This is a genomic window from Arthrobacter sp. A2-55, assembly GCF_025548615.1.
GTDB classification, from domain to species: Bacteria; Actinomycetota; Actinomycetes; order Actinomycetales; family Micrococcaceae; genus Specibacter; species Specibacter silviterrae.
In genome coordinates this window covers 1-22371 of the sequence record NZ_JAJLOZ010000044.1, presented here as the reverse complement: position 1 = coordinate 22371, position 22371 = coordinate 1, and the positions used below count along the sequence as shown (strand labels likewise).

Annotated in this window: 21 protein-coding genes and 1 pseudogene; 12 read left to right on the top strand and 10 right to left on the bottom strand. The window is 66.5% G+C overall.

Going from position 1 to position 22371, the window contains the following annotated elements; genetic code table 11:
* The first annotated feature begins 49 nt into the window (after positions 1-49).
* Complete coding sequence (locus LPN03_RS12865) at positions 50-1417, top strand: MFS transporter (protein ID WP_165181429.1); 1368 nt, start codon at positions 50-52, stop codon at positions 1415-1417.
* Positions 1418-1463: 46 nt separating this feature from the next.
* On the opposite strand, the gene LPN03_RS12860 is transcribed toward LPN03_RS12865, so the two are convergent.
* A complete protein-coding gene (locus LPN03_RS12860; RefSeq protein ID WP_262454505.1) occupies positions 1464-2657 on the bottom strand; it encodes a pyridoxal phosphate-dependent aminotransferase in 1194 nt (397 codons plus the stop codon).
* A 120-nt stretch (positions 2658-2777) separates the two neighbouring features.
* Between LPN03_RS12860 and LPN03_RS12855 the strand changes: the two genes are divergently transcribed.
* From LPN03_RS12855 to LPN03_RS12845, 3 genes are all read left to right on the top strand, one after another.
* A complete protein-coding gene (locus LPN03_RS12855; protein WP_262454504.1) occupies positions 2778-3704 on the top strand; it encodes a 2-hydroxyacid dehydrogenase in 927 nt (308 codons plus the stop codon).
* Between the two features lie 69 nt (positions 3705-3773).
* Positions 3774-4265 (top strand): DUF2127 domain-containing protein, encoded by a 492-nt coding sequence (locus tag LPN03_RS12850; protein ID WP_165181432.1) that lies wholly within the window; start codon positions 3774-3776, stop codon positions 4263-4265.
* Entirely contained in the window at positions 4262-5218 is a 957-nt protein-coding gene (locus LPN03_RS12845; protein WP_262454503.1) for a ketopantoate reductase family protein, read from the top strand. Before LPN03_RS12850 ends, LPN03_RS12845 begins: the two co-directional genes overlap by 4 nt.
* 15 nt (positions 5219-5233) lie before the next feature.
* Here the strand turns inward: LPN03_RS12845 and LPN03_RS12840 are convergent, their stop codons facing one another.
* The 3 genes and pseudogenes from LPN03_RS12840 to LPN03_RS12830 form a co-directional block, all read right to left on the bottom strand.
* On the bottom strand, positions 5234-7165 hold the full coding sequence (locus LPN03_RS12840; RefSeq protein WP_262454502.1) for an HAD-IA family hydrolase: 1932 nt from the start codon (positions 7163-7165) through the stop codon (positions 5234-5236).
* Between the two features lie 73 nt (positions 7166-7238).
* A complete protein-coding gene (locus LPN03_RS12835) occupies positions 7239-8162 on the bottom strand; it encodes an NADP-dependent oxidoreductase (RefSeq protein ID WP_262454501.1) in 924 nt (307 codons plus the stop codon).
* 93 nt (positions 8163-8255) lie between these two features.
* Positions 8256-9010, bottom strand: a pseudogene (locus LPN03_RS12830) (NADP-dependent oxidoreductase).
* A gap of 137 nt (positions 9011-9147) precedes the next feature.
* Here LPN03_RS12830 and LPN03_RS12825 point away from each other — a divergent pair.
* On the top strand, positions 9148-9930 hold the full coding sequence (locus LPN03_RS12825) for an alpha/beta hydrolase (RefSeq protein WP_262454500.1): 783 nt from the start codon (positions 9148-9150) through the stop codon (positions 9928-9930).
* A gap of 45 nt (positions 9931-9975) precedes the next feature.
* On the top strand, positions 9976-10863 hold the full coding sequence (gene kynA / locus LPN03_RS12820; protein WP_165181435.1) for a tryptophan 2,3-dioxygenase: 888 nt from the start codon (positions 9976-9978) through the stop codon (positions 10861-10863).
* Here the strand turns inward: kynA and LPN03_RS12815 are convergent.
* Positions 10860-12044, bottom strand: a complete 1185-nt coding sequence (locus LPN03_RS12815) for an alpha/beta hydrolase (protein ID WP_262454498.1) — start codon at positions 12042-12044, stop codon at positions 10860-10862. The two genes, kynA and LPN03_RS12815, sit on opposite strands and share 4 nt — an antisense overlap.
* 131 nt (positions 12045-12175) lie before the next feature.
* Between LPN03_RS12815 and LPN03_RS12810 the strand changes: the two genes are divergently transcribed.
* Both LPN03_RS12810 and LPN03_RS12805 read left to right on the top strand, forming a co-directional pair.
* Positions 12176-12802 carry a hypothetical protein gene (locus LPN03_RS12810; RefSeq protein ID WP_262454497.1) on the top strand — a complete coding sequence of 209 codons (627 nt, stop codon included), beginning with the start codon at positions 12176-12178 and terminating at the stop codon, positions 12800-12802.
* Positions 12803-12920: 118 nt separating this feature from the next.
* Positions 12921-13640 (top strand): queuosine precursor transporter, encoded by a 720-nt coding sequence (locus tag LPN03_RS12805; RefSeq protein WP_165181438.1) that lies wholly within the window; start codon positions 12921-12923, stop codon positions 13638-13640.
* A 21-nt stretch (positions 13641-13661) separates the two neighbouring features.
* Here the strand turns inward: LPN03_RS12805 and tgt are convergent, their stop codons facing one another.
* On the bottom strand, positions 13662-15011 hold the full coding sequence (gene tgt / locus LPN03_RS12800) for a tRNA guanosine(34) transglycosylase Tgt (protein ID WP_262454496.1): 1350 nt from the start codon (positions 15009-15011) through the stop codon (positions 13662-13664).
* Between the two features lie 128 nt (positions 15012-15139).
* On the opposite strand from tgt, the gene LPN03_RS12795 reads away from it, so the two are divergent.
* Both LPN03_RS12795 and LPN03_RS12790 read left to right on the top strand, forming a co-directional pair.
* Entirely contained in the window at positions 15140-16696 is a 1557-nt protein-coding gene (locus tag LPN03_RS12795) for a DUF2079 domain-containing protein (RefSeq protein WP_262454495.1), read from the top strand.
* Complete coding sequence (locus LPN03_RS12790) at positions 16693-17451, top strand: hypothetical protein (protein ID WP_262454494.1); 759 nt, start codon at positions 16693-16695, stop codon at positions 17449-17451. Before LPN03_RS12795 ends, LPN03_RS12790 begins: the two co-directional genes overlap by 4 nt.
* Positions 17452-17454: 3 nt before the next feature.
* Here the strand turns inward: LPN03_RS12790 and LPN03_RS12785 are convergent, their stop codons facing one another.
* A complete protein-coding gene (locus LPN03_RS12785; RefSeq protein WP_410468594.1) occupies positions 17455-18423 on the bottom strand; it encodes a patatin-like phospholipase family protein in 969 nt (322 codons plus the stop codon).
* Positions 18424-18724: 301 nt separating this feature from the next.
* On the opposite strand from LPN03_RS12785, the gene LPN03_RS12780 reads away from it, so the two are divergent.
* Complete coding sequence (locus LPN03_RS12780) at positions 18725-19039, top strand: DUF3311 domain-containing protein (RefSeq protein WP_205678108.1); 315 nt, start codon at positions 18725-18727, stop codon at positions 19037-19039.
* 14 nt (positions 19040-19053) lie between these two features.
* Positions 19054-20748, top strand: coding sequence for a monocarboxylate uptake permease MctP (gene mctP / locus LPN03_RS12775; protein ID WP_262454516.1), 1695 nt, complete (start codon positions 19054-19056; stop codon positions 20746-20748).
* 114 nt (positions 20749-20862) lie between these two features.
* Here the strand turns inward: mctP and LPN03_RS12770 are convergent, their stop codons facing one another.
* The 3 genes from LPN03_RS12770 to LPN03_RS12760 form a co-directional block, all read right to left on the bottom strand.
* Positions 20863-21582, bottom strand: coding sequence for an SRPBCC domain-containing protein (locus LPN03_RS12770; protein WP_262454492.1), 720 nt, complete (start codon positions 21580-21582; stop codon positions 20863-20865).
* Between the two features lie 54 nt (positions 21583-21636).
* The gene (locus LPN03_RS12765) at positions 21637-22176 is read right to left on the bottom strand and encodes an NUDIX hydrolase family protein (RefSeq protein WP_165181443.1); all 540 of its coding nucleotides are present in this window, start codon (positions 22174-22176) and stop codon (positions 21637-21639) included.
* 9 nt (positions 22177-22185) lie between these two features.
* Positions 22186-22371: hypothetical protein (locus LPN03_RS12760; protein WP_262454491.1), on the bottom strand; the 186-nt coding region annotated here is incomplete at its 5' end.

Genomic DNA, 22371 nt, shown 5'->3' with positions numbered 1-22371 from the left:
ATTTATATGTCCCGCACACCGCGTCCGCGCGCTGAACAACGGAGTTCGCATGTCCCTCGCACCGACAGCATCGCCGGAAAACCGCTCCGAGGCCCGCAGGGTCCTCGCCGGCACCCTGGTCGGCACCACCATCGAGTGGTACGACTTCTTCATCTTCGCCCAGCTCACGGCAACCCTGCTGACCCCGCTTTTCCTCAAGCCGCTGAGTGAGAACAATCCCGGCCTTGGCCAGATCCTGGCCTTCGCCATGATCGGCATATCCTTTCTCTTCAGGCCCCTGGGGGCAATTGTTGCCGGGCACCTGGGCGACAAATTTGGCCGGAAGCGGATCCTGGTCCTCACCCTCATCCTCATGGGCGCCGCCACGGCTCTGATCGGCCTGTTGCCCACGTACGCGCAGATCGGCCTCTGGGCGCCGATGCTGCTAGTGCTGCTGCGCGTCATCCAGGGCTTCTCCGCCGGCGGGGAATGGGGCGGAGCGGCGCTGATGGCCGTGGAACACGCCCCGGCCGGCAAGCGGGGCTACTTTGGCGCCTACCCGCAGATCGGCGTGCCGCTCGGCATGATCCTGGCCACCGGCATGCTTTACATCCTGCGCTCCGCCACCACGCCGGAACAGTTCACGGCTTGGGGCTGGCGCATCCCGTTCCTGCTCTCCGTGGTGCTGGTGGTGGTGGGCTACCTGATCCGCCGCGCCGTGGAGGAATCCCCCGTGTTCAAGCAGCTGGCGCTGCGCAAGGCCTCCGAGCACACCCCTCTCAAGCAGCTGTTCCAGACCAACACCAAGCAGGTCATCCAGGCGGCGCTGATCTTCGTTTCCAACAACGCCGCCGGCTACCTGGTCATCGCGTTCTTCATCGCCTACACCACCAAGGTCCTGAAAATGCCCCTGGCTCCGGTGCTCCTGGCGACCACCATCGGCTCCTTTGGCTGGCTGATTTTCACCCTGGTGGGCGGCTGGCTCTCGGACAAGATCGGGCGCCGCGCCACGTTTGTAGCCGGCTACGCACTGGTCTTCGTGTGGATGATTCCCATGTTCCTGCTCATCGACACCGGCAATGTGGTGGTTTACGGCTTTGCGATCTTCGTGCTGACCATCGGCCTGGGCCTGTCATACGGGCCGCAGTCCGCCATGTACGCGGAGATGTTCCCGGCGCACATCCGCTACTCGGGCATCTCCATTGGCTACGCGATCGGGGCCATCCTGGGCGGGGCCTTTGCCGCCACCGTGGCCGAGGTCCTGCTGCAAAAAACGGGCTGGTCCGGCTCCATCGCGCTGTACATCATGGCGCTGACAGTGGTCTCGGTTGCGGCCGTGCTGTGGGTGGGGGAAACCCGCGGGAACAGCCTCCACGTGGAGGACCTCGACGACGAACTGGTGCGGCTAGCAGCAGAAGGGGCCGGCCGGCGCAATTAGCGGCGCGACCTTCCACTTTTCCCGAACTGGCGCGCCTGCCCGCAGCCTACATTTCAAGCCACGACTTCAACCGGCCCAGTCCCTCCCGGATGTCGTCCACGGGCAGGCCGGAATAGGCGAAGCGGGCGTAGGAGCGCTCTTCCCCCGGCTGGGGCCGGCCAAAGTGCAGGCGGGTGCAAAACGAAACGCCCGTCGCGTGCAGCGCCTCCGTCGCGAAAACCTGCAGCTCCTTGATGCCCTTAGACGCCATGGCGCCGGTGACATCCGGGAAGAGGTAAAACGTGGCGTTCGGCTTGGCAACGCTGACTCCCGGCATGGAGTTGAGCAGTTCGGCGGTGGCATCCCGGCGGGCTTCCAGTTCGGCGAGGATGGCTTGGGGGCCGGACTGGTCGCCAAGGAGTGCCTCCACGCCGGCGCGCTGGACAAAGTGGGTGGTGCAGGATTCGTCGTTGGTGTTGAGCTTGGCGAACGCCTCGGAGAGGGCCCGCGGGGCAACGGCGCACCCCAGCCGCCAGCCTGTCATCGCGAACTTCTTGCTGAAGGTGTACAAAATGACGGTGCGTTCGGCCATGCCCGGCAGCGCCGCGATCGAGTGGGACGAGCCAGAATAGCGCATCTCAAAATAAGCCTCGTCGGAGAGCACCCAGAGGTTGTGCTGCTCCGCCAGCCCTGCAATGGCACTGCGTTCCGCCTCGGTGGATTCGGCGCCGATGGGGTTTTGCAGGTCGTTGTAGATGATGGCCTTGGTGGCCGGGCCGATCATCGACTCGAGCTGCCCCAGGTCGATCGCGAATCCATGGTCCGTGGGGAGGTAGCGGTATGGCCGGGCCGTGCCGCCAAAGTATTCGATCTGGCTCTCATAGATGGGGTAGCCGGGGTTTGGGTACAGGACCTCGTCCCCCGGATTCATGACCGTCTGGATGAACCGGCCGATCACCGGCTTGCCGCCCGGATGCACGGTCACCTGGTCCGGGCCCACTGCCATCCCGCGCTTGGCGCCAATGTCTTCGGCGAGCGCTTCGCGCAACAGCGGTATTCCGGCGGCCGGGCAATATCCCGTCAAGCCGTCGGCTATGGCCTTGTCCATCGCCGCGACAATGTTCGGCGGCGTTGCCAGGTCGATGTCGCCGAGGTGGAAGGGATAGATCCGGTGTCCCTGTGCAGCCCAATCGGAGGCAGCCTGCGAAACCGCAAACGCAGTCTCGGTGCCGAGCCGGCCCATACGCTGTGCAAGTTCCATGCGGCACCCCGTCCCTGTTGGTTGGGCCCACGCGCCCGCCGGGCCCGGCTGGGGAACTGCGCCGGGGAAGGCGTGGGGACTAGTCCTGATCGTACGGCCGTACTGGGCTATCCTCAAGGGATGGGTCAAAACCACATACTTGTCAGTGTCCCCGATTCGGCCTTGCGTGAAGCATTCGGAGCTGTGCCCGACGGCGTCGAGCTCGTCGAATGGGACATGGCCGGGCCTCCCCCTGCTGCCGACATTGACATTGTGGTGCCGCCCTACATGGGCGGAACGGGATCCCTGGCGGCATTGAACGGTGTCGCAGCCAGGCTGGTGCAAAGCCAGTCCATTGGCTATGACGGCGTCGCGGATGCGCTTCCGGCGGGAAACGTGTTCGCCAATGCGGTCTCGGTGCATGAGACCTCCACAGCGGAGCTTGCGGTGGCGCTCATGCTGGCCTCCCAGCGGGGCCTGCCTGAATTTGTCAGGTCAGCCGGGCGGGGCACATGGGAGCCGCTGCGACGGGCGTCCCTCGCTGACCGCACAGTGTTGATTGTTGGCTACGGCGGCGTTGGCAAGGCCATAGAGGAGCGGCTGCGCGGCTTCGAAACGACTGTGGTTCGCGTTGCCTCTCGGGCCCGCGAGGACGCCGGCGGGCACGTGCACGGCATCGACGAGCTCCCTTCCCTGCTGCCGCAGGCCGACATCGTGGTGGTTGGGGTTCCGCTCAACGAGGCCACCACGCACCTGATCGACAACGGCTTCCTCTCGCTCCTGCAGGACGGCGCATTGGTCGTTAACGTCTCCCGTGGTGCCGTGGCGGACACCGACGCGCTGCTTGACCATGCCAGCCGCGGCCGGCTCCGGCTGGCCCTCGATGTGACGGATCCGGAGCCGCTGCCCGACGGGCACCCTTTGTTTGCCTTGCCCAACGTGATCGTAACCCCGCATGTGGGCGGTGCCTCAAGCGCCATGATGCCAAGGATGGCGCGCCTGCTGCGCAGCCAGGCCGAACGCATGCTTCGCGGTGAAGAGCCGCTCAATGTGGTTGTGCGGACCTGACTGCCGCGCCCAACCGCCGCCCGGCTGACGGTGCTACGCTCCAAGCAGCAATCCTGGCGGGAGGCGAATATGGCAGTGCTGAAGTTCACGGACTGGTGGGACAGGTTCTTCGCCATCGGCATCATTCTCAAGGGGCTCGACGGCGTCCTTGAGCTGGTGGGGGGCGCCTTCCTGCTCTTCGTGGCGCCCGCCCAAATCAACCAGCTGGCCATCCTGGTCACCCAGCCGGAACTGACCGACGACCCCAACGACTTCATCGCCAACCACATCCTCCAGGGCGCCTCGGGGCTGACCAACCACGTGGTTTTCTTCACCGCCCTGTACCTCCTGGCCCACGGCGTGGTGAAAGTGGTGCTGGTGACGGCTCTGCTGCTGGACAAGCTGTGGGCGTACCCGTGGATGATAGGCGTCCTGGTCATCTTCATCCTGTACCAGTTCTACCAACTGTCCGTGACGCCGTCATTGGGGCTGGTGGCGCTGACCGTGTTCGATATTCTGATTGTGGTGCTGACCTGGCACGAATACGGCAGGCACCGCAGACGCAGAAAAGAGCTGGCATGAGGATTTTGATGGTGGGGGCCGGGGCAACCGGCGGCTACATTGGTGCGCGGCTGGCCCAGGCCGGGCGCGACGTGACGTTCCTTGTCCGGGAGGGGCGCGCCCAAACCCTGCGCCAGCGCGGACTGCGCCTGGTGCTCGACGGCGGCGGGCCGGCCGGGCCGGAAGGCGCACCAAAAGTGGAAACAGTGGTTCCCGCCCTCATGACCGCCGCGGAACTGCGCGAGCCGTTCGACGTCGTCGTGCTGACCGTGAAGGCCACTGCGCTGCACGCCGCCATCACGGACATGGCCCCGGCCGTGGGCCCGGACACGGTCATCATTCCCTTCCTGAACGGCATGGCGCACATGGATGCGCTGGCCACGGCGTTTGGGGCCGGCAAGGTCCTTGGCAGCACCGTCCAGCTCATCACCACCGTCACGCCCGACGGCGACATTGAGGTGCTCATGCCCCTGGCTCGCTGGGCCATCGGCGAACAGCACGGGGAGGTCAGCTCACGGGTGCGGGACATCCTGGCCGTCATTGACGTGCCCGGATTTGAGGCCACTGCCGTCCGGGATGCCCTGGCCGCGATGTGGCACAAGTGGGTCTTCATTGTCACGGCGGGCGTGGTGACGTGCCTGATGCGGGGGCCGGCCGGTGCCATTGTGGCCGTCCCCGGCGGGCTGGAATTTGTCTACGCCGCGCTGGCCGAGGCGGTGGCGGTCTCCACGGAGGCCGGCTTCCCGGTGCCGGAGAAGCAGCTTGGGATGGCGCTGCGACTCCTGACCGAGCCCGGTTCCACGTTTACCTCCTCGCTGTACCGGGACATGAGCGCCGGGCTGCCCAACGAGGGCGAGCACCTGCTGGGCGATTTCACCCGCCGCGCGCGGGAGCAGGGCCTCGAGACGCCGCTCATTGACCTGGCCCTCATGCACCTGCGCGTCCACGAGGCCCAGACCGGCCTGGACGGCTGAGTCGGCGCTGTTTCCTTAGGGCAGCGTGAGCTGGATTTGGCCGTTGGGCAGCACCGCGGCGGCCACGCCGGCCAGGCTGTCCACCACATAGTGCGCCGTGAGGTCCGCGGCGTCAGTGGTTCCTGCGACGGCCAGGGTCATGGCACCCGCCGCCGTCCCGGAGGCCAGTCCCGCAGGGGCGTCCTCCACCACCAGGCACTGCGCAATGTCGGAGCCCAGCCGGGCGGCGCCGAGCAGGAACGGTTCCGGGTGCGGCTTCCCGTTCGCCACCTGGTCCGCCGTCACCATGTGCGCAGGGACGGCGATGCCGGCTGCAGCCAGCCGGGCTTCAGCCAGCCCGCGCGTGCAGGAGGTGACAATGGTCCAGGATCCGTCCGGCAGCGAGGCCAGCAATTCTGCTGCGCCCGGCTTGCACAGAATGCCGTCCGTGTCAGCGGTTTCCAGCGCCTTGATCAGTTCAAAGCCTTCCTCCTGCCGTGCCGGCTCAAGGTACTGCTCCACCTGGGCCTGGGCCGGCACGCCGTGGCTGCCGTATTCAAAGCCGTCCAGCCCCATCAGCTCGCCCCAGCGGCGCCAGGCCCGCTCGGTGGCTGGCGTGGAGTCGATCAGTGTCCCGTCCAGGTCGAACAGCACCGCGTCCACCGTGACTTGCTGGGGCTGCTTTTTCGCGCCGGGTCCGACGGCCTTGATGTGGAAATCCTCCGCCAGCATGTCGGCCACCTCGCGGCGGAAGGCAGGCGGAACCGTGACGTGGCAGTCAACTGTGACCAGGCCCTCGGCTGCCCAGCTGGCGACGTTTCTGGCCAGGATGTATAGCTCGGGATGGGCGGTGTCGGGCGATTCCAGCGCCTGGACGAGCGGCGCCGATTCGGGCGGGTTTTCCGACGAGCATTCAGCCATGAAGCTGGCCATGTCCACATGCCAGCTGGTGTAGCGGCCGGGCTCTGACCCGGACAGGGTGGAAACGAAGATGAACTGCCCCAGCACGTCCCGGAACACCTCAAGCGTTGCCGCTTCGTCCCCGAGGCGCTCGCCAAGGCGGGGCCCGACGACGGCCCGGCCGGCCTCGATGGCAACTAGCCCCAGGCTGGTCAGCAGGTGCCAGTACAGCGCGAGCCTGTCGAGGGCTTCGGCCTCGAGTTCCGCAGCCGTGTATGAGGAACTCACGGCGGCGCCGAGAAGTCCGGCGCCGCTGTGCCGGATTGCCACGGCAGCCTGCGCCCTGTCCTTCTTGCGCAGGACCCCCTTGGTGGTAACGTCCCTGCCGCCGCCAACCCAGGCCAGGATCGATTCCACGTTTTTCCAGAGCGGTGATTCCCTGGCCGTGCTGGCGAACTGCCCCGCCGCCAGCTCCGGAACGAAGACGTCGGCGAAGGCGTAGTCCGCGGGGTCAACGGCGCCGCCGCCGTCGTCCCAGCCGTCGTCGTCCCAGCCGTCGTCAAGGTCGACGCCGTGGTCCGCGGCGCCTTCAGGCGGCAGGGCCAGTGACGCAAGGCTGGCGGGGTCCACACCGGGCCAGGCAGGCTGCTTGAAAACGTCCGCCAGCTCTGCCAGTTCGCCAGGGGTCCCCGTCCACAATGAAGCCTGGACCAGGTAGCCCACATAGTCCCGCACCCCGGAGCGCAGGGCGAATGTGGCTTGTGGATTCGCTGCGGCCGCGGCCGCGAGGACCTCACGCACCGCCCCAGGCACCAGCGACAACGCGTCGGTCGTCGGCTCAAGCATGCGGTACAGGTCGAAGAAGTCGTCCAGGACCATCAAGCTCATGTCAATGTCGGCGTCCGGGCGGCCCTGGGATTCCAGCCACAGGGCATAGCCTGGCGCCAGCGCCTCCATGGCGCGGTCCAGCCGCACCTCACGCAACGGCACGGAATTCGCCCTCGCGGCGGCGTCGGCCGCAGCCCTGGCAGGGTTGCCGAATCGGGACTTCTTGGACTTCTTGGCCACAGGGGTTCCTTGCAGTCGGCGGAAAGCGAACCCTTTAACCGTAGCCGCCCGCGGCGGGCAGCCCCGCAGCCTGTCAGCTAAACGGGGTCAGGACGATTTTCCCGCCGCCGTGGCCGGACATGCTCGCGGCAAACGCCGCGGACGCCTCCTCCATGGGGAACGTGGCGCCGACGTCAACGGTGAGGGTGCCGGCGTCGACCATCCCGCTGAGCCGGTCCAATTCGCGGGCATCGGGCCGGACCCAGAGGTAGCGTCCGCCGTGCGCGGCCGCGGAGCCGTCGGCGATGGAAACGTGCCGCCCGCCGTCCTTGAGCGCGGCCAAAGTTGCCTCGAGCACGCCGCCGGCAAAGTCGGCAACGGCATCCACGCCGCGGGGTGCCAGCGCCAGGACGCGGTCCGCCACGCCGTCGCCGTATTCCACGGGCTCGGCGCCGAGTTCGCGCAGCCGGGCATGGTTTTTGGCTGACGCCGTGGCAATGACGCGGGCGCCGGAGTGAACCGCCAGTTGAATGGCGGCACGCCCCACCCCGCCTGCACCGTTGTGGACCAGGAGGGTTTCCCCGGACTGCAGCTCCAGCACATCCAGCGACCGCAGGGCAGTCAGCCCCGTCAGCGGCAGCCCGGCGGCCTGCTCCCAGCTCAGCGATTGCGGCTTGCGGGCCACCGCCGAGGCGGGCAGCGCCACGAGTTCGGCAAAGGTGCCGCCCTGGACGGTGTCGCGCCGGCCGTAGGAGTACACCTCGTCGCCCACCTGGAACTCCGGGGTGTCCAGGCCCACAGCCTCCACCACGCCGGCCACGTCCCAGCCCGGGATGACGGGGAAGGTGACATCCATGATCTGGTCCAGGTAGCCGGCCATGACCTTCCAGTCCACCGGGTTGACCCCGGCAGCCTTGACGCGGATCAGGACCGAGCCCGGAGACACCTTCGGGTCGGGGCGTTCGGACTGTTCAAGGACTTCGGGGCCGCCGTACTGCGCGTATGTCATGGCCTTCATGGGGATCCACCTTTGCTGCTCGGGTTGAAAGCTGTCGTTGGAACACTGTCCCTTCGGCCAACCGTGCGCCGGGCCGGAAGATTCCCGCCAGCCTCAGCTGGTGAACGCCGTCATCACGATCTTGCCGTCGCTGTGCCCGGACATGCTGGCCTGGAACGCGGCGGCCACGTCCTGCAGCGGGTAGGTGGCGGCCACGTCCACCGTCAGTGCGCCGGCGTCCACCAGCTGGCTGAGGCGGTCCAGGCTGTGTGTGTCCGCGCGTCCGCCAATGAACAGTCCGCCCCGGCCCAGCACGGCCCCATCCGTGATGGACACATGCCGGCCTGCCGGCTTGAGCACTGCCATGGTCTGGTCCACAACGTCACCGATGAAGTCGGCAACGGCGTCCACGCCGCCCGGGGCCAGGGCAAGGACGCGGTCCGCCAGTCCCTCGCCGTATTTCACCGGTTCGGCGCCGAGTTCGCGCAGGAGGGTGAAGTTCTCGGGGGAGGTGGTGGCGATGACGCGGATTCCGGCGTTGACAGCCAGCTGGACGCCAATGCGCCCCACGCCGCCGGAACCGTTGTGGATCAACAAGACAAAGGAATATACCTCATCGCCCACGGAAAATTCGGGGGGTCTATGCCAACGGCCTCCACAATGCCCGCCACATCGGCGCCAGGGATGACGGGGAACCGGACGGCATAGAAGTCGTCCATCCAACCGGCCATGATCTTCCAGTCCATCGGGTTGACGCCTGCCGCCTTCATCCGGACCAAAACGCAGCCGGGCCAAACCTTGGGAAAAGGCAGCTCGGTGCTGCTCAAAACGTCAGTTCCGCCGTATTGCGCGTATGTCATGGCCTTCATTGTTGGACTCATGGCAATCCCGCCTTTCAAATTGACACCACATTAGACACGGAATACCTCTTGAATATTCCGAAAGTGGCCAGAAATTCCGCCCCGCGGCCCTGCCGGGGTGCCGTGGTGCCGATACGCTGTGGTCCATGAACCCGCAGCGTTATGCCTACGGCCCGGACCCGTCCCAATGGGCAGAGCTGTACCTGCCCCAAGTGCTGCCCCAGCAGCCGAATCAGCAGCCTCCCGAACGGAAGCTGCCCGGCGCGGTGGTGGTCATCCACGGCGGCTTCTGGCGCAGCCGCTACGGGGCCGAACTGGGGGCCCCTTTGGCTGCCGACCTCGCCGCCCACGGCGTGGCCGCCTGGAACCTGGAGTACCGGCGCATGGGCAACGGGGGCGGCTGGCCGGAGACGTTCCAGGACGTGGCGGCGGGCATCGACGCACTGGCCCCCGCGGCCGCCGAACACGGGCTGGACCTGTCCCGCGTGGTGGCGCTGGGTCATTCCGCGGGGGGCCAGCTGGCCGCCTGGGCTGCGGGCCGCCCCTCCTTCCCGGCCACGGCGGCGGGTGCCGGGCCCGCGGTGGTGCTGTCCGGCGTCGTGAGCCAGTCGGGGCTGCTCAACCTGGCCGAGGCACAGCGGCTGGGGCTGAGCAACCATGCGGTCACCGCGCTCCTGGGGGACAGCGTGCGGCGCGCGGACCCGCTGGCCGCCGTGCCCCTGTCCGTGCCGGTGTATGCCGTCCACGCCATGGACGACGGCGACGTCCCCGCCTCCCAGAGCCAAAGTTACGTTGCCGCCGCGGTCGCCGCCGGCGGGGAGGCGCAGCTGGTGGAGGTGCCGGGGGACCACTACGCGCTGATTGACGTCAGCAGCGGCCAGTACGCCACCTGCCGGGACTTGGTGTTGGAGCTTTTGCGGCGGGCGTAGGGTGTGGAGAAACCATTGTGGAACTTTTGTGGAAAGGCTGTGGCGATGTCAAGGGAGACAGGGCCGGTGGAGGCTGGCGGCGGCGACGGCGTGGAGGCGAACACGCGCAGGCTCGAAGCCGGCATTGAAACGGACTTCAGCGACAAGATGAGCTACGGCAGCTATCTGGCCTTGGACACGCTGCTCAGTGCGCAGCAGCCCGTCAGCGGGCACCACGACGAGATGCTGTTCATCATCCAGCACCAAACCTCCGAGCTCTGGCTCAAGCTCATGCTCCACGAACTGAGGGCCGTGCGGCTCCAACTCGCCTCGGACAACCTGCGGGCGGCCATGAAGGGCGTGGCCCGGATCAAGCACATCCAGCGCTCGCTGACGGAGCAGTGGAGCGTGCTGGCCACCCTCACGCCCAGCGAATATGCGCAGTTCCGCGGCGAATTGGGGTCCGCGTCCGGGTTCCAGTCGTACCAGTACCGGGCCGTGGAATTCATGCTGGGGAACAAGAACGCGGCCATGCTGAAGGTGTTTGAAGCAAACCCGCCCGCCCAGGCGATGCTGGCCAAAATCCTGGCCCAGACCAGCATTTACGATGAGTTTGTGCAGTTGCTGGCCCGGCGCGGTTTCGCGGTCCCGGCGGAGCTGCTGGAGCGCGACGTCAGCAAGGCGCATGTGTTCAACGCCGAGCTGATGGAGGCCATCCGCGTGGTGTACGAGTCCCCGGACGACTACTGGGACCTCTACGAGGCCTGCGAGGAGCTGGTGGACCTGGAGGACAATTTCCAGCTGTGGCGGTTCCGGCATGTGCGCACCGTTAATCGCATCATTGGCATGAAGCGGGGCACGGGCGGATCCTCCGGGGTGGGCTTCCTGCAGCGCGCCCTGGACCTGGTGTTCTTCCCCGAGCTGTACGCGGTGCGGACGGAAATCGGCAACTAGGCTTCCGTGGCCGGTTCTGCCCGCTCCGCCCACCTGCGTGCAGCCCCGGCATCCAGGGCCGCCTCCGCCCAGCGCCCCATTCCCGCATACGCGTGCGCCCGGATGGCGCTGGGCGAGAGGAAGATGTCGTGGAAGGCGCCGGAGACCCTGTGCAACGTGACGTCCCGGCCCAGGTCCAGGGCCCGCCTGGCCACGGTGTCCACGTTCAGCACCACGTCCGCCGCGAGCGCATCGCCGGACCACCGCGGCTGCAGGTAGCTCTTGTCCGAAAGCATCACCAGCACCGGTGCCTCGATCCCCAGCCCGCGAGCCACCTCGGCCTGCCCGCGGAACACTGCATTGAGGAACCCCGGCGTGACGGGAAAGCCGCGGTCCGGCCGCCACTTTTGTTCGTAGTCCCACTCGCCGTCAAAGCGCGATGACACGGCGCGCGTGTAAAACCCCGGGTCAAGCGGCGGCAGTGGCGCCAGGGGGCGGAACCGGCTCCGGGCCTGGATCAGCGGGGCCACCATGGCCCGCCCCACCTCCGAAGCCTGGAACTCCAGCCACGGACTGTTAAGCACGACGGCGTCCGCCGCGCCCGGGTGCCGCGCGGCCCACAGGCTCAGGGTCAGCCCGCCCGTGGAGTGCCCCAGCAGGACCAGCGGACGCCTGCCCGGCTCGGCGGGGGCGGCCCGGCGGCGGGCCAGGGCGGCCAGGGCCTCGGCCACCCACGCCATGGGCCCGCCTGGGTGCGGATCTTCCGGTTCGGCGCCGGGTCTGCCGCTACTGCCGCCACTGCCGTTTGCGGCCATGGGCTCGTTTGCCGTTGCGGGCTCCACCGGGGTCCCGGCCCCGCGCCGCCCCATCGCCGTCAGCGCGGCGGCAATGTCGCCGTCGTACTCGGTAAGGGAGGAAACCTGGCCCGGGGACTGGCCGGGGCGCAGGCTGCGGCCGTAGTTGTGGAGGTCCAGTGCGTAGAACGCGGCGCCGGCCCGGGTCCAGAATTCGGCCAGTTCGCGCTGGAAAAAGTAGTCCGACCAGCCGTGGACATACAGCACGTCAGCACCCGTGAGCGCGGAGGGCTCCCAGCGTTCGCCGCCGCCCGCGTGGCGGACCAGCGTGGCTGGGGAGCCGGCGGGCAGCTCCAGGGTGAGCTGTTCAAAGCCGGGTCCGAGGACGTCCTGCTGCCATCCGTTCATGGCTCGATGCTATCGCCGCTGCGGGCACGCCGCCGCTGTGCCTATGCTTGAGGGGCCGGACCCGCAGCCCTCAAAGGACCGCCCGCGCCGGTGTGTGGCCACCGTAGGCATTGAGGCAAAGGATGAAGCACATGGCGCATTGGCAGGAAACTCTAGCGGTGTGGGGCCCGGCATGGGCTGCAGTGCGTGACCTGGAAGGCTCCGCGGAGGACGGTTCGGTGGTCATCACCGGTGCCGTGCCCGAGCGGCTGGCCCCGTGGCCCGGCGATGGCGCCAAGGCACATGCAGCGTCCTTTCCCCCTGGCACCGTGCTGTCCCTCGTGACCGAGGACGCCGCGGCGGCACGGGAGTTTGCCGGCCCGCTCGGGTTCCGCGAAACCGGCGCCCTGGTGCTCCTTACGGCCCAAACTGACGACCTTGACCTGGTGCCCTCGCTCCCCGCCGACGCGTACGTGGCGGAGGCGCCGATGGAGAACTACGACGCCGTTGAGGTGGCACTTTTTGACCGCCCCGTGGCGGACGGGCGCATCAAGCTCGAGGATGGGCTGGGCGTGCTGGGCAACTTGACCGTGGACGACGGCCACGACGAGCTGGTGGTCGCGTTTGAACAGGCGATGGTGGCTGCCTTGGGCGACGAGGCGTTCCTGCACGGAGCCGATGTCCTGTATCTCGTGGCCGACGCCGCGCAGGCCGCCCGCTTTGCCGCCGTCGAAGGCTGGTCAAAGGCGGCGGAGATCATCAGCTTCACCAAGCCCTGACCCGGCATGGCAGAATTGGGATGGCCCGGGTGCAGACGGGCCCAGTGATAATACAGCCGGCTGCTGCCTGACGGGCGGCGGCTGGGCGAACCACTTACCAATGATTTGAGACACCGCCATGCCCTCGCTGCAAAACAATGCCGCCACGCCCGAAACCGCTGCCAGTCCCCGGTCCGCCCCGCGCTTTGCCGACGTTGGAAGCCGCTACTACGGCATCCTGCTCGCCTGCATGGCCGTCATCGTGATCCTTTCCAACATCGGCGCCTCCAAGGGTGTGCTGTTTGGGCCGATCGTGACGGACGGCGGCTTCTTCCTCTTCCCGTTCGCCTACATCCTGGGAGACGTGATCAGTGAGATTTACGGCTTCAAGATGGCACGGAAAGCCATCTTCACCACCTTCGCGCTGTCCATCTTTGCGTCCCTGAGCTACTGGGTGATCATTGCCCTGCCCGGGTTCACCGACGACTACGGGGTGGCCAAGCAGCACGCCCTGGTCGATGCCTTGGGCCCGGTGCCGCAGATTGTGCTGGCCAGCCTGCTCGCGTTCCTGGCCGGGCAGACCATCAACTCCCTCATCATGGTCCGGCTGAAGGCGCGCCAGGGGGAGCGGAAGCTGTGGATGCGCCTCATGGGCTCCAGCGGAGTAGGCGAATTCATCGACACCCTCATTTTCTGCAGCATTGCGGCGCCGGTGATCGGCATTGTGGGCTTTGGCATGTTCGCCAACTACGTGGTGGTGGGTTTCCTGTACAAGGTGGGCGTGCAGTACCTGCTGGTTCCCGTAACCACGCTGGTGATCGGCTGGTTCAAGAGGCACGAACCGACGTACGTGCTCTAAAGGGCTGCACCCCCGGCGTGCCTACCGCTTCGGGTAGTACCGGCGCAGCGTCTCCGCCTTGAACTCGAAGAAGGTGCCGTCCTCGATGGCCAGGCGGGCGTCGTCGACCATTTTCACCACAAAGCGTTCATTGTGGATGGACACCAGCGTGGCCGCGACCATTTCCTTGGCCTTGAACAGGTGGTGGATGTAGGCGCGGCTGTAGTTGGCGCAGGCATAGCAGTCGCAGCCGTCCACCAGCGGCGTGAAGTCGCGCTTGTAGCGGGCGCCGGAGAGGTTGAAGCGGCCGTCCGGGGTGTAAAACGCCGAGGTGCGGGCCACGCGGGTGGGGGAGACGCAGTCGAAGGTGTCGGCGCCGTTTTCGATGGCCGTGAAGATGTCATCCGGCTCGGAGATGCCCAGCAGGTGGCGCGGCTTGTCCTCCGGCAGCTCCTCGGCGCACCAGCGCACAATGGTGCCCAGGTTTTCCTTCTCAAGCGCCCCGCCAATTCCGTAGCCGTCAAAGTTCATGGCGCCCAGGTCGCGGGAAGCCTTGCGCCGCAGGTCCTCGTACTGGGCGCCCTGGATCACGCCGAACAGGGCTTGGTACGGCTTGCCCGTCCGCTCCTCGGTGAGCCGGAAGTGCTCCTCGATGCAGCGCAGCGCCCACAGCCGCGTCCGCTCGAGCGACATTTCCTGGTAGCCGCGGGAGTTCAGCAGCGTGGTCAGCTCGTCAAAGGCGAACATGATGTCCGCGCCGATCTGGTGCTGGACCTGCATCGACACTTCCGGGGTGAAGCGGTGCATGTCCCCGTTCAGGTGCGACTTGAACCAGACGCCGTCGTCGTCAATGTGCGCCAGGCGCTCCTTGCCCACGGCCACGGAATCGTCCGCGCCGGCGTGGGGTGAGGCGGCCGCGGCGTCCATGTTGATGACCTTCTTGAAGCCCGAGCCCAGGCTCATGACCTGGAATCCGCCGCTGTCGGTAAAGGTGGGGCCGCGCCAGTTCATGAACCTGCCCAGCCCGCCGGCCTCGTCGAGGATGTCCGCGCCGGGCTGGAGGTACAGGTGGTAGGCGTTGGAGAGCAGCGCCTGCGCGCCCAGTTCCTCCATGGATTCCGGCAGCACCGACTTCACGGTGGCCTTGGTGCCCACGGCGATGAAGGCGGGCGTCTTGATGGTCCCGTGCGGGGTGGTGATGACCCCGGTGCGGCCCTGGAACCTTCCGCCGTTAAGTTCGACGGCGGCCAACGTGGGAGTGCACGAATCCTCCAGCCGGGTGGCCACGCGGAAGCCGAACTCGTCCTGGGATGCCGGTCCGGCGGGGAGGGCGTGCGGTGCCGTGGCCGGCGCGGGCGTGAAAAGCTTCGTGGCAGATTCGGGGGAGGGCATGCCCCCATTTTGCCAGTGTTTCGGTGCCGTCCTGTTCGCCTGCCGGCCCCGATCCTTCATTTTCGGCCTTGGGGTGAGGGATGCTGGGCCGTCGGACACGTAGACTTGGCAGCCGGCAGGGGGAATGGATGACGACGGAAGTTTTGGACGGATCGCAACGCCAAGTGGTGTGGCGTCAATCCCTTGGGCGGCGGCTTGCCAGCCGTGCCGGAACCCTGTTTACGGGCGAGCTTCGCTGGGTGAACCTACTTGCCCTGGTGGCCGCAACGGCCTATTCGACCCTTTCCATGCTCCGGTACAGCACGTTTCGCTCTGCTGGATATGACCTGGGAATATTCGACCAGGTGGTTCGCCAATATTCCGCATTCATGGGTCCCTATAGCGAGATCAAGGGCCTGATCTACAACATCATGGGTGACCACTTCCACCCCATCATTGCTCTCCTTGCTCCGTTGTATTGGCTGTGGAACGACCCACGCATGCTGGGCATCGCCTTGGCCGTCCTGATGGCCTCCTCGATCTATCCCGTCTACCTCTTTTGCCGCGCGCGGCTTGCCTCCTGGGCGGCGCTGGCAGTGTCGGGCGGTTATGTTTTCTGGTGGCCAATTCAGGGCCTGGTGAATTTTGACTTTCACGAAATAGCCTTCGGCGTTCCGCTGATCGCGTGGATTATCCTCGCCGTGGACCGGAACCGGTATGTTGTAGTCGAGATCCTTTCTGTCATGCTCCTCGGGGTTCGTGAGGACATGGGGTTCATGGTGGTCGCCGTGGCCATGGTGTTAGCGCTGCGCCGGCGATGGAAGCTCTCCTTGGCACTCTTCGTCACGGGCGTCGGCGGCTACCTGTTCACCACGGGACGCCTCATCCCCCATTTCAACAGGTCCTCCAGCTTTGGGTACTGGCAGTACGCCGCTCTGGGGCCGACAATGGGCGCCGCGCTGTCGTTCATCGCGGCCCACCCCTTCAAATCGGCCGCCATCATGTTCGATAACAACACGAAACAGTTCCTGTGGGCGTCCTTATTCCTTCCACTGGGGCTGCTCCCGTTTCTGTCGCCTTATGTCCTGCTCGCGGCGCCCATTATCGCCAGTAGGCTCCTGAGCGATCGTCCAGGCACGTGGTCGACGGCCTTCCAATACAACGCCATCCTTGCCCCGATTCTGGTGCTTGCGGCCGTGGATGTCGTTGCAAAAGTCGTCCGGCGACATCCGCGCCTGCACGGCGTGAAAGTGTGGGGTCCCGCAGTCTTTGCAGCATCCACGGCACTAGGCATTGCCTTCCTGCCTGGACTGTTCCCCGTCCACGATGTGCTCACGGGAAAGGCGGGGGTGTACACGGCCCACATGGCTGCCCAACAGCGGGTGGTCAACATGGTTCCCTCCGGCGTCTGTGTGGAGGCAGATGACCGGTTGGTGCCGCACCTGACTAACCGGACGAATGTGGGCATGCTTGGCCGTCAGGTGGACTACGCCAGCTGGGCCGTCATTGACTTCACCCAAACCGACACCGGCGGCGGGGGCGACGGCAATTTCACTCCCTTCGACGCCCTCCAATTCAAGGAATCCTACGGCTTTCGGGTAGTCCACGAAGACGACGGAATCATGCTCCTGTACCGTCCTTACCTTCCCGGCACGGCTGCACCCACACTGTGTTCTTCGCCCTACCAGTCCGGGAGGGACGAATGATGGAGGCCACGTGCAAGCCGCACCAATTTGGACAGGGCAGCCGGACTAGGCGGGCGATTGGGTTACTCGTCATTGCCCTTCCGCTGCTGACGGGCTGTGCCTCGCAAAAGCTCACGCCCCTTGACGTTTCCGGTGTGCAACGGCTCACCACAGCTGAGAGGTTCACGCTGTCCCCGGACGGCAGTTACCACGGTTGGTGGGATGGCAAGCCCCTGCCGGGACAGCCCACCAACCTCGTCATCTTCAGCACCGGAAAAGGCACTGTCGTACAGCGAATCGGTGCCCCGGCCACGCTGTCGGCGAAAAACTGGGCGGTCCTCCGAGACGGAACATGGGCAGGCAATGTCATGCTCGTACTCGATCCGGCACAAAACCGGGTGATGGAAAGCTTCACGGTTGATGCCTCCGGTCGCCCCACAAACGGCGAAACCATAAAGACAAAAATCGGCGGCTACATTGGCTGGTGGAACAGCACCACCGAGGATGGCAGCGACGCCGGTCTGCCTAATGAAACCGTCCAAATCAGCACCCGAACCAATACTGTCGTCGACGGCTACAACCGCGCCACGGGGAGCCACGCAATCAACTACACGGTGCACCCGGATCCACGGTGGCCGAAGAAATCAATCATCATTGTCGACACAGCCACCAACAAGGTGCTGGATAGCTTCCCCGTCGACGAGAATGGCATGTCCCTAAATAAGGACATGCGCGGCTTCCCCGGGTACGCAGCGGGTGCGCCACCGAAAAAATAGGCCTCAGCCCCAGAATTCGGCGAGCCGCCCTGCCAAGGCCTTGCCTTGCCCGTAGCCGGCCCGGGCAGCGGCGGGACGCAGTGACAAGTCCATCGCGTTGGCGCCGAAAATGTGCTCGGAGCCGCTGTCTGGGAAGATCGTTTCGACCCGGCTGCCGGCTGAACGCAGTTCCTCGACCTGGGCGGCCAGCTGCATGCCCCACTCCGCCGGATGCCGGGTGCGCCCGCCAAAGGGCGACAGCACCAGCACCCGCCCGCACCCGGCAGCCAGGTCCGCATTCTCGTTGCGCCGGTAGCCGCCGTCGATGTAGGCCTGACCGCCGATCGTGTAGGCAAAGCCGCTGGAACAGCTGGCGGCCACGGCGTCGACAATGTCCACGCCGCTGTCCCGATCGAAGACGGCAGGTTCCCCCGTCTGGGCATTGACGGCCGTGATGAGCAGGCGACGTTGAGGCCACTGCAGGCCGGGGAGGCGGGCGGCGACAGTGGCTCGCCACCTGGCCTGCGCGGCACCGTCCGATGATGCCGCCCGGCCAAGCGCGGCCGCGCCCATGCGGCGCCGCATGTCAGCCGCATCCACGGCGGCATCGATCAGGGCCTGTGTTTGCGCCATGTAGTCGGCGGCCAGCCCGTTAGCGGGGCGCCCAACCCCCGGGGCAACGGGTCCTGCCGGCCCTGTCCGCGGCGGGGGCGCCGCGGTGAGGACGGCTTCCAGCAGTTCGGCTGGCGTGGTGCCTGCGAGCTGGGCCGCGGCCGTGGACCCGGCCGACGTCCCGATGGTCACGTCGGCGCCGGTTACGTCCAGCCCGGCCTCGTGGAGGCCGGCAACCACGCCGATCAGCCAGGCATTGCCTGTCGATCCGCCGCCGCCGAGGACCACTGCCCGTGCGCCGGGGACGGAAGCAGGCCCGGGCATGCCATTGGAGGCCGTTGCCGGGGAGATGCGGGGAATTGAAGAAGGTGTTGTGTTCATGGGAGTCGCCTTTCGCGAATTGCCGGATCCGGCGCTCCCAGCGGCGACTACCTCAGTCGCGCGATCGTGGACTGCAGGGGAGCGCCCACTGTTGATGCTGCGTTCATGGGTACCACCTCCTGCCGGTTGATCACGATCGAACGCAAACGTAGCACGTTGTAAAAGCGGTGTGCAACGATGCGGAATGTGGCCCGTGACACGGGAAACTAATTTTCCCAATACCTACCGATCGTTCCGTATGTGTCCCTACCATGAAAAAGTCAGAAACACCCATGGACTGCAGAGCCCAAAGGAGCCGCTCATGTCCTATCCGAACACCACTCATGATTCACCCACGCGGGGACCGGCACGACCCATGCCGTACGTGGTCAGCGGAATACTGCTGGCCGTTGCCATTATTTTCCCCCTTGCCGTGCCGATGTACGCGCACGCAGACCCCCACCTTTTCAGCTTTCCGTTCTTCTTCTGGTACCAGATGCTGTGGGTGCCCATCTGCGCCATCCTGATCGGCATCTGCTACAAGTTGATGACCACCGAAGACAAGCGCCGCCGCGCCGTCCTGCAGGACCAGGCCGGGCGCAGGGGCAGGCACGACGCCGGAGGTGAGGCCAAGTGAGCGCCGCACCGGCCATGGTGGGCGCCGCACTGGCCGCCGCCCCGACAGCAGCCAGGGGCGTGGACGTCACCGCACTGGTCGTCGTCGTCGTGCTCTTTGTGCTGGTGGGCGTGCTGGGCTTCTATGCTGCACGCTGGCGCACAGGCGGGCCGGACGGCCTGCATTCGCTCGACGAATGGGGCCTGGGCGGGCGGAAGTTCGGCACCTGGATCACCTGGTTCCTGCTGGGCGGGGACCTCTACACGGCCTACACCTTCGTGGCGGTCCCGGCAGCCATGTGGGCGGCAGGCTCCGTGAGCGGCTTCTTCGCCGTTCCGTACACCATTGTGCTGTACCCCATCGTGTTCCTGCTGATGGCCCGGCTGTGGTCCGTGTCCAAGCGGCACGGCTTTGTCACCACGGCAGACTTTGTGGGCGGGCGCTACGGCAGCAAGCCGCTCTCGCTGGCCATTGCGCTCACCGGCATCATCGCCACCATGCCCTACATTGCGCTGCAGCTGGTGGGCATCAAGTCCGTGCTGACCGTGCTGGGCGTGGGCAGCCCGGGCAACTGGTTCCTCAACGACCTGCCGCTGATTGTGGCCTTCGTGGTGCTGGCCGCCTACACGTACACCTCCGGGCTGCGCGCCCCGGCCATGATTGCCGTGGTCAAGGACGTGCTGATCTACCTGGCCGTCATTGTGGCCATCATCTACCTGCCCACCAAGTTCGGCGGCTGGGAGCACATCTTCGGTGCCGCCCAGGCAAAGATGACCACCGTGAACCCTGTCACCGGCAAGGTTCCCGGACCGTTCATTCCGGGCGCTGACAGCTACGCGGCGTACGCCACCCTGGCGCTGGGCTCGGCCATGGCGCTGTTCATGTACCCGCACTCCATCACGGGCGTGCTCGCCACCAAGAGCCGCAACACAATCCGCAAGAACGCCGCCGTGCTGCCCCTGTACTCCCTGGTGCTGGGCTTCCTGGCGCTCCTTGGCTACGTGGCCATCGCCGCCGGCACCCGCCCCGTGGAGCTGGACGGCAAGACCATCAACCCCCAGCTGGTGGTCCCGCAGCTGTTCCTGGACAATTTCCCGTCCTGGTTCGCGGGCGTGGCGCTGGCCGCGATCGCTGTCGGTGCCCTGGTGCCGGCCGCCATCATGTCCATTGCGGCGGCGAACATGTTCACCCGCAACATCTACAAGGACTTCTTCAAAAAGGATGCCACCCCGCGCCAGGAGGCCAAGGTCTCCAAGGTCACCTCGCTGGTGGTGAAATTCGGAGCCCTGATCTTCGTCATCGGCATGGACGCCTCGGCTGCCATCAACATGCAGTTGCTGGGCGGCATCTGGATCCTGCAGACGTTTCCGGCCATTGTGGCAGGCCTGTACACCCGCTGGTTCCACAAGTGGGCGCTGCTGGCAGGCTGGGCCGTGGGCATCATCTACGGCACGTGGGCGGCCTACAGCGTTGTCAACCCCGTCTCGCACGCCCACTTTGGCGGTTCCATTGCGGCCATCCCGGGCACCAACATCAAGGTCTACATCGCCGTCACGGCGTTTGTGCTCAACGCCCTGGTGGCCGTGGTGGTCACCCTGGTGCTGCAGGCCCTGAAGGTGCCCAACGGCAAGGACATCACCAAGCCCTCGGACTTTGGCGCCAATGAGGACGATCCCGAGGTTTCCGATTTTGCGGCCCGGGCGGTGGAAACACCGGGACCCGTTCTGTAGCCAGTCTGTGGCCCACTCGGGACGCAACCGCGCACGTCCCCCGCATTCGCGCCCGTACCACTGGGCGCGAATGCGGGGGGCGGGCGCGGTTGTTAGTTGCCCGTCCGGGGACCGTTAGGCGTCGGGGTAGTGGGTCTCCATGAAGGAGTCCCACTGGGAGCCGATGGCATCCATCGCTGCGGCGCCGAGCCCCCACGTGGAGGCGATGACCTGGGCACCGGGATGTTCGCGCACGCCCTCCACGGGCGCCTGCTGGGCCAGGATGAGCAGGCCGTCGCCGTGTTCGGCGTAGTCCGCCACTGTCAGGCCCAACTGGGACTCGGTGCGGTACCAGACCTTGCCCTCCAGCGTGGCCCCTGTGGTCAGGGTCAGCTTGTACGGTTCGCCGGCGTCGGGCAGCCATCCGGTGTCAATGCCCAGGGCGTCCCACAGCCGGGTGTGTGCAGCGCTGGTGCCGTCGGCGAAGATGGTCCGGCGGGGGGTGTGCGGGTGGCGTTCCAGCTTGAACTTGAGCTGCTGGATGAAGACGGACCAGCCCTCCGTGATGTCGGCGTCGTACTTGGCCCATTCACCCGTCGCCTGGCCGCGGGTCAGCGTGAGCCGGGTGCCGTCCGGGACGGGCTCCAGGGTGAAGACGTCGCCCATGCCCAGCTCAAGCCGGAGGTGGTCAGGGCCCTCCGTGACGTCGTCTCCATAGTAGATCTGTTGGATCTCCTCCTGCAGGCCGTCCATTTCCCAGCCGTGCCACTGGGCAATCCTGGCTGGTTCGCGCAGCATGAGCCACACCTGTTCCGCGTCCGCATTGACGAGTACCGAGAGCTGGGTCTTGTCCATGCATCGTAATCTACGCCGCTTGGCAGGAACGGGCCAGCACCCTACGCCTGTTCGTTACCTGCCCACGCCGGCGTAGGAGATTGCCTGCCGCACCAGGGAGCCGCGGCCGCCGACGAATTCGGCCTGCACGCCGGGGCTGAGCGCTTCCTCCGGCGTCATCCAAGTCAGCTCCAGGGCGTCCTGGCGGGGTTCGCACTCGCCCGTCACGGGGATCACATACACCAGGGCCACGGCGTGCTGGCGTTCGTCCGTGAATCCCGTCTGCGAAGGCGAGGGCAGGTATTCGGCCACGGTGAACGGCACAGGGCTCACGGGCAGCTGCGGGAACGCCAGCGGGCCGAGGTCCTTTTCCACATGCCGCACCAGGGCAGCCCGGATGGTTTCGCGGTACAGCACGCGCCCCGACACCAGGGTGCGCACCATGGAGCCCTCGTCGTCGGCCTGGAGCAGCAGCCCCACCTCGTTGACGTAGCCCAGGGGGTCAAGCCGGACGGGCACCACCTCCACGTAGACCATGGGAAGCCGGTTCCGGGCCTCGTACAGGTCCTCGTTGGACAGCCAGCCGGGGTAGGGATCAGGAGTGCGGACGCTCATGTAACAGTTCTACCCCATGAACCCGCCCGCACGGACCCAAATGGCCGCCCCGCCCGGCGTGTGCACCCGGAAGGAGCTGCCGGCCGGCCCGGGGGCAGGCGCCGCGGTGAATCCCGCCGCGGTGAGCCAGGTCTTCAGGGCGGCCGGTTCGGCTGGGAACTCAAGGCACAGCCCGACGCCGGCCACCCCGCCCGG

Excerpts from the sequence above, each read along its gene's own strand:
- LPN03_RS12865 (WP_165181429.1), top strand. The coding sequence starts at position 50 with ATGTCCCTCGCACCGACAGCATCGCCGGAAAACCGCTCCGAGGCCCGC.
- LPN03_RS12860 (WP_262454505.1), bottom strand. The coding sequence starts at position 2,657 with ATGGAACTTGCACAGCGTATGGGCCGGCTCGGCACCGAGACTGCGTTT.
- LPN03_RS12855 (WP_262454504.1), top strand. The coding sequence starts at position 2,778 with ATGGGTCAAAACCACATACTTGTCAGTGTCCCCGATTCGGCCTTGCGT.
- LPN03_RS12850 (WP_165181432.1), top strand. The coding sequence starts at position 3,774 with ATGGCAGTGCTGAAGTTCACGGACTGGTGGGACAGGTTCTTCGCCATC.
- LPN03_RS12845 (WP_262454503.1), top strand. The coding sequence starts at position 4,262 with ATGAGGATTTTGATGGTGGGGGCCGGGGCAACCGGCGGCTACATTGGT.
- LPN03_RS12835 (WP_262454501.1), bottom strand. The coding sequence starts at position 8,162 with ATGAAGGCCATGACATACGCGCAGTACGGCGGCCCCGAAGTCCTTGAA.
- LPN03_RS12825 (WP_262454500.1), top strand. The coding sequence starts at position 9,148 with ATGAACCCGCAGCGTTATGCCTACGGCCCGGACCCGTCCCAATGGGCA.
- kynA (WP_165181435.1), top strand. The coding sequence starts at position 9,976 with ATGTCAAGGGAGACAGGGCCGGTGGAGGCTGGCGGCGGCGACGGCGTG.
- LPN03_RS12815 (WP_262454498.1), bottom strand. The coding sequence starts at position 12,044 with ATGAACGGATGGCAGCAGGACGTCCTCGGACCCGGCTTTGAACAGCTC.
- LPN03_RS12810 (WP_262454497.1), top strand. The coding sequence starts at position 12,176 with ATGGCGCATTGGCAGGAAACTCTAGCGGTGTGGGGCCCGGCATGGGCT.
- LPN03_RS12805 (WP_165181438.1), top strand. The coding sequence starts at position 12,921 with ATGCCCTCGCTGCAAAACAATGCCGCCACGCCCGAAACCGCTGCCAGT.
- tgt (WP_262454496.1), bottom strand. The coding sequence starts at position 15,011 with ATGCCCTCCCCCGAATCTGCCACGAAGCTTTTCACGCCCGCGCCGGCC.
- LPN03_RS12795 (WP_262454495.1), top strand. The coding sequence starts at position 15,140 with ATGACGACGGAAGTTTTGGACGGATCGCAACGCCAAGTGGTGTGGCGT.
- LPN03_RS12790 (WP_262454494.1), top strand. The coding sequence starts at position 16,693 with ATGATGGAGGCCACGTGCAAGCCGCACCAATTTGGACAGGGCAGCCGG.
- LPN03_RS12785 (WP_410468594.1), bottom strand. The coding sequence starts at position 18,423 with ATGAACACAACACCTTCTTCAATTCCCCGCATCTCCCCGGCAACGGCC.
- LPN03_RS12780 (WP_205678108.1), top strand. The coding sequence starts at position 18,725 with ATGTCCTATCCGAACACCACTCATGATTCACCCACGCGGGGACCGGCA.
- mctP (WP_262454516.1), top strand. The coding sequence starts at position 19,054 with ATGGTGGGCGCCGCACTGGCCGCCGCCCCGACAGCAGCCAGGGGCGTG.
- LPN03_RS12770 (WP_262454492.1), bottom strand. The coding sequence starts at position 21,582 with ATGGACAAGACCCAGCTCTCGGTACTCGTCAATGCGGACGCGGAACAG.
- LPN03_RS12765 (WP_165181443.1), bottom strand. The coding sequence starts at position 22,176 with ATGAGCGTCCGCACTCCTGATCCCTACCCCGGCTGGCTGTCCAACGAG.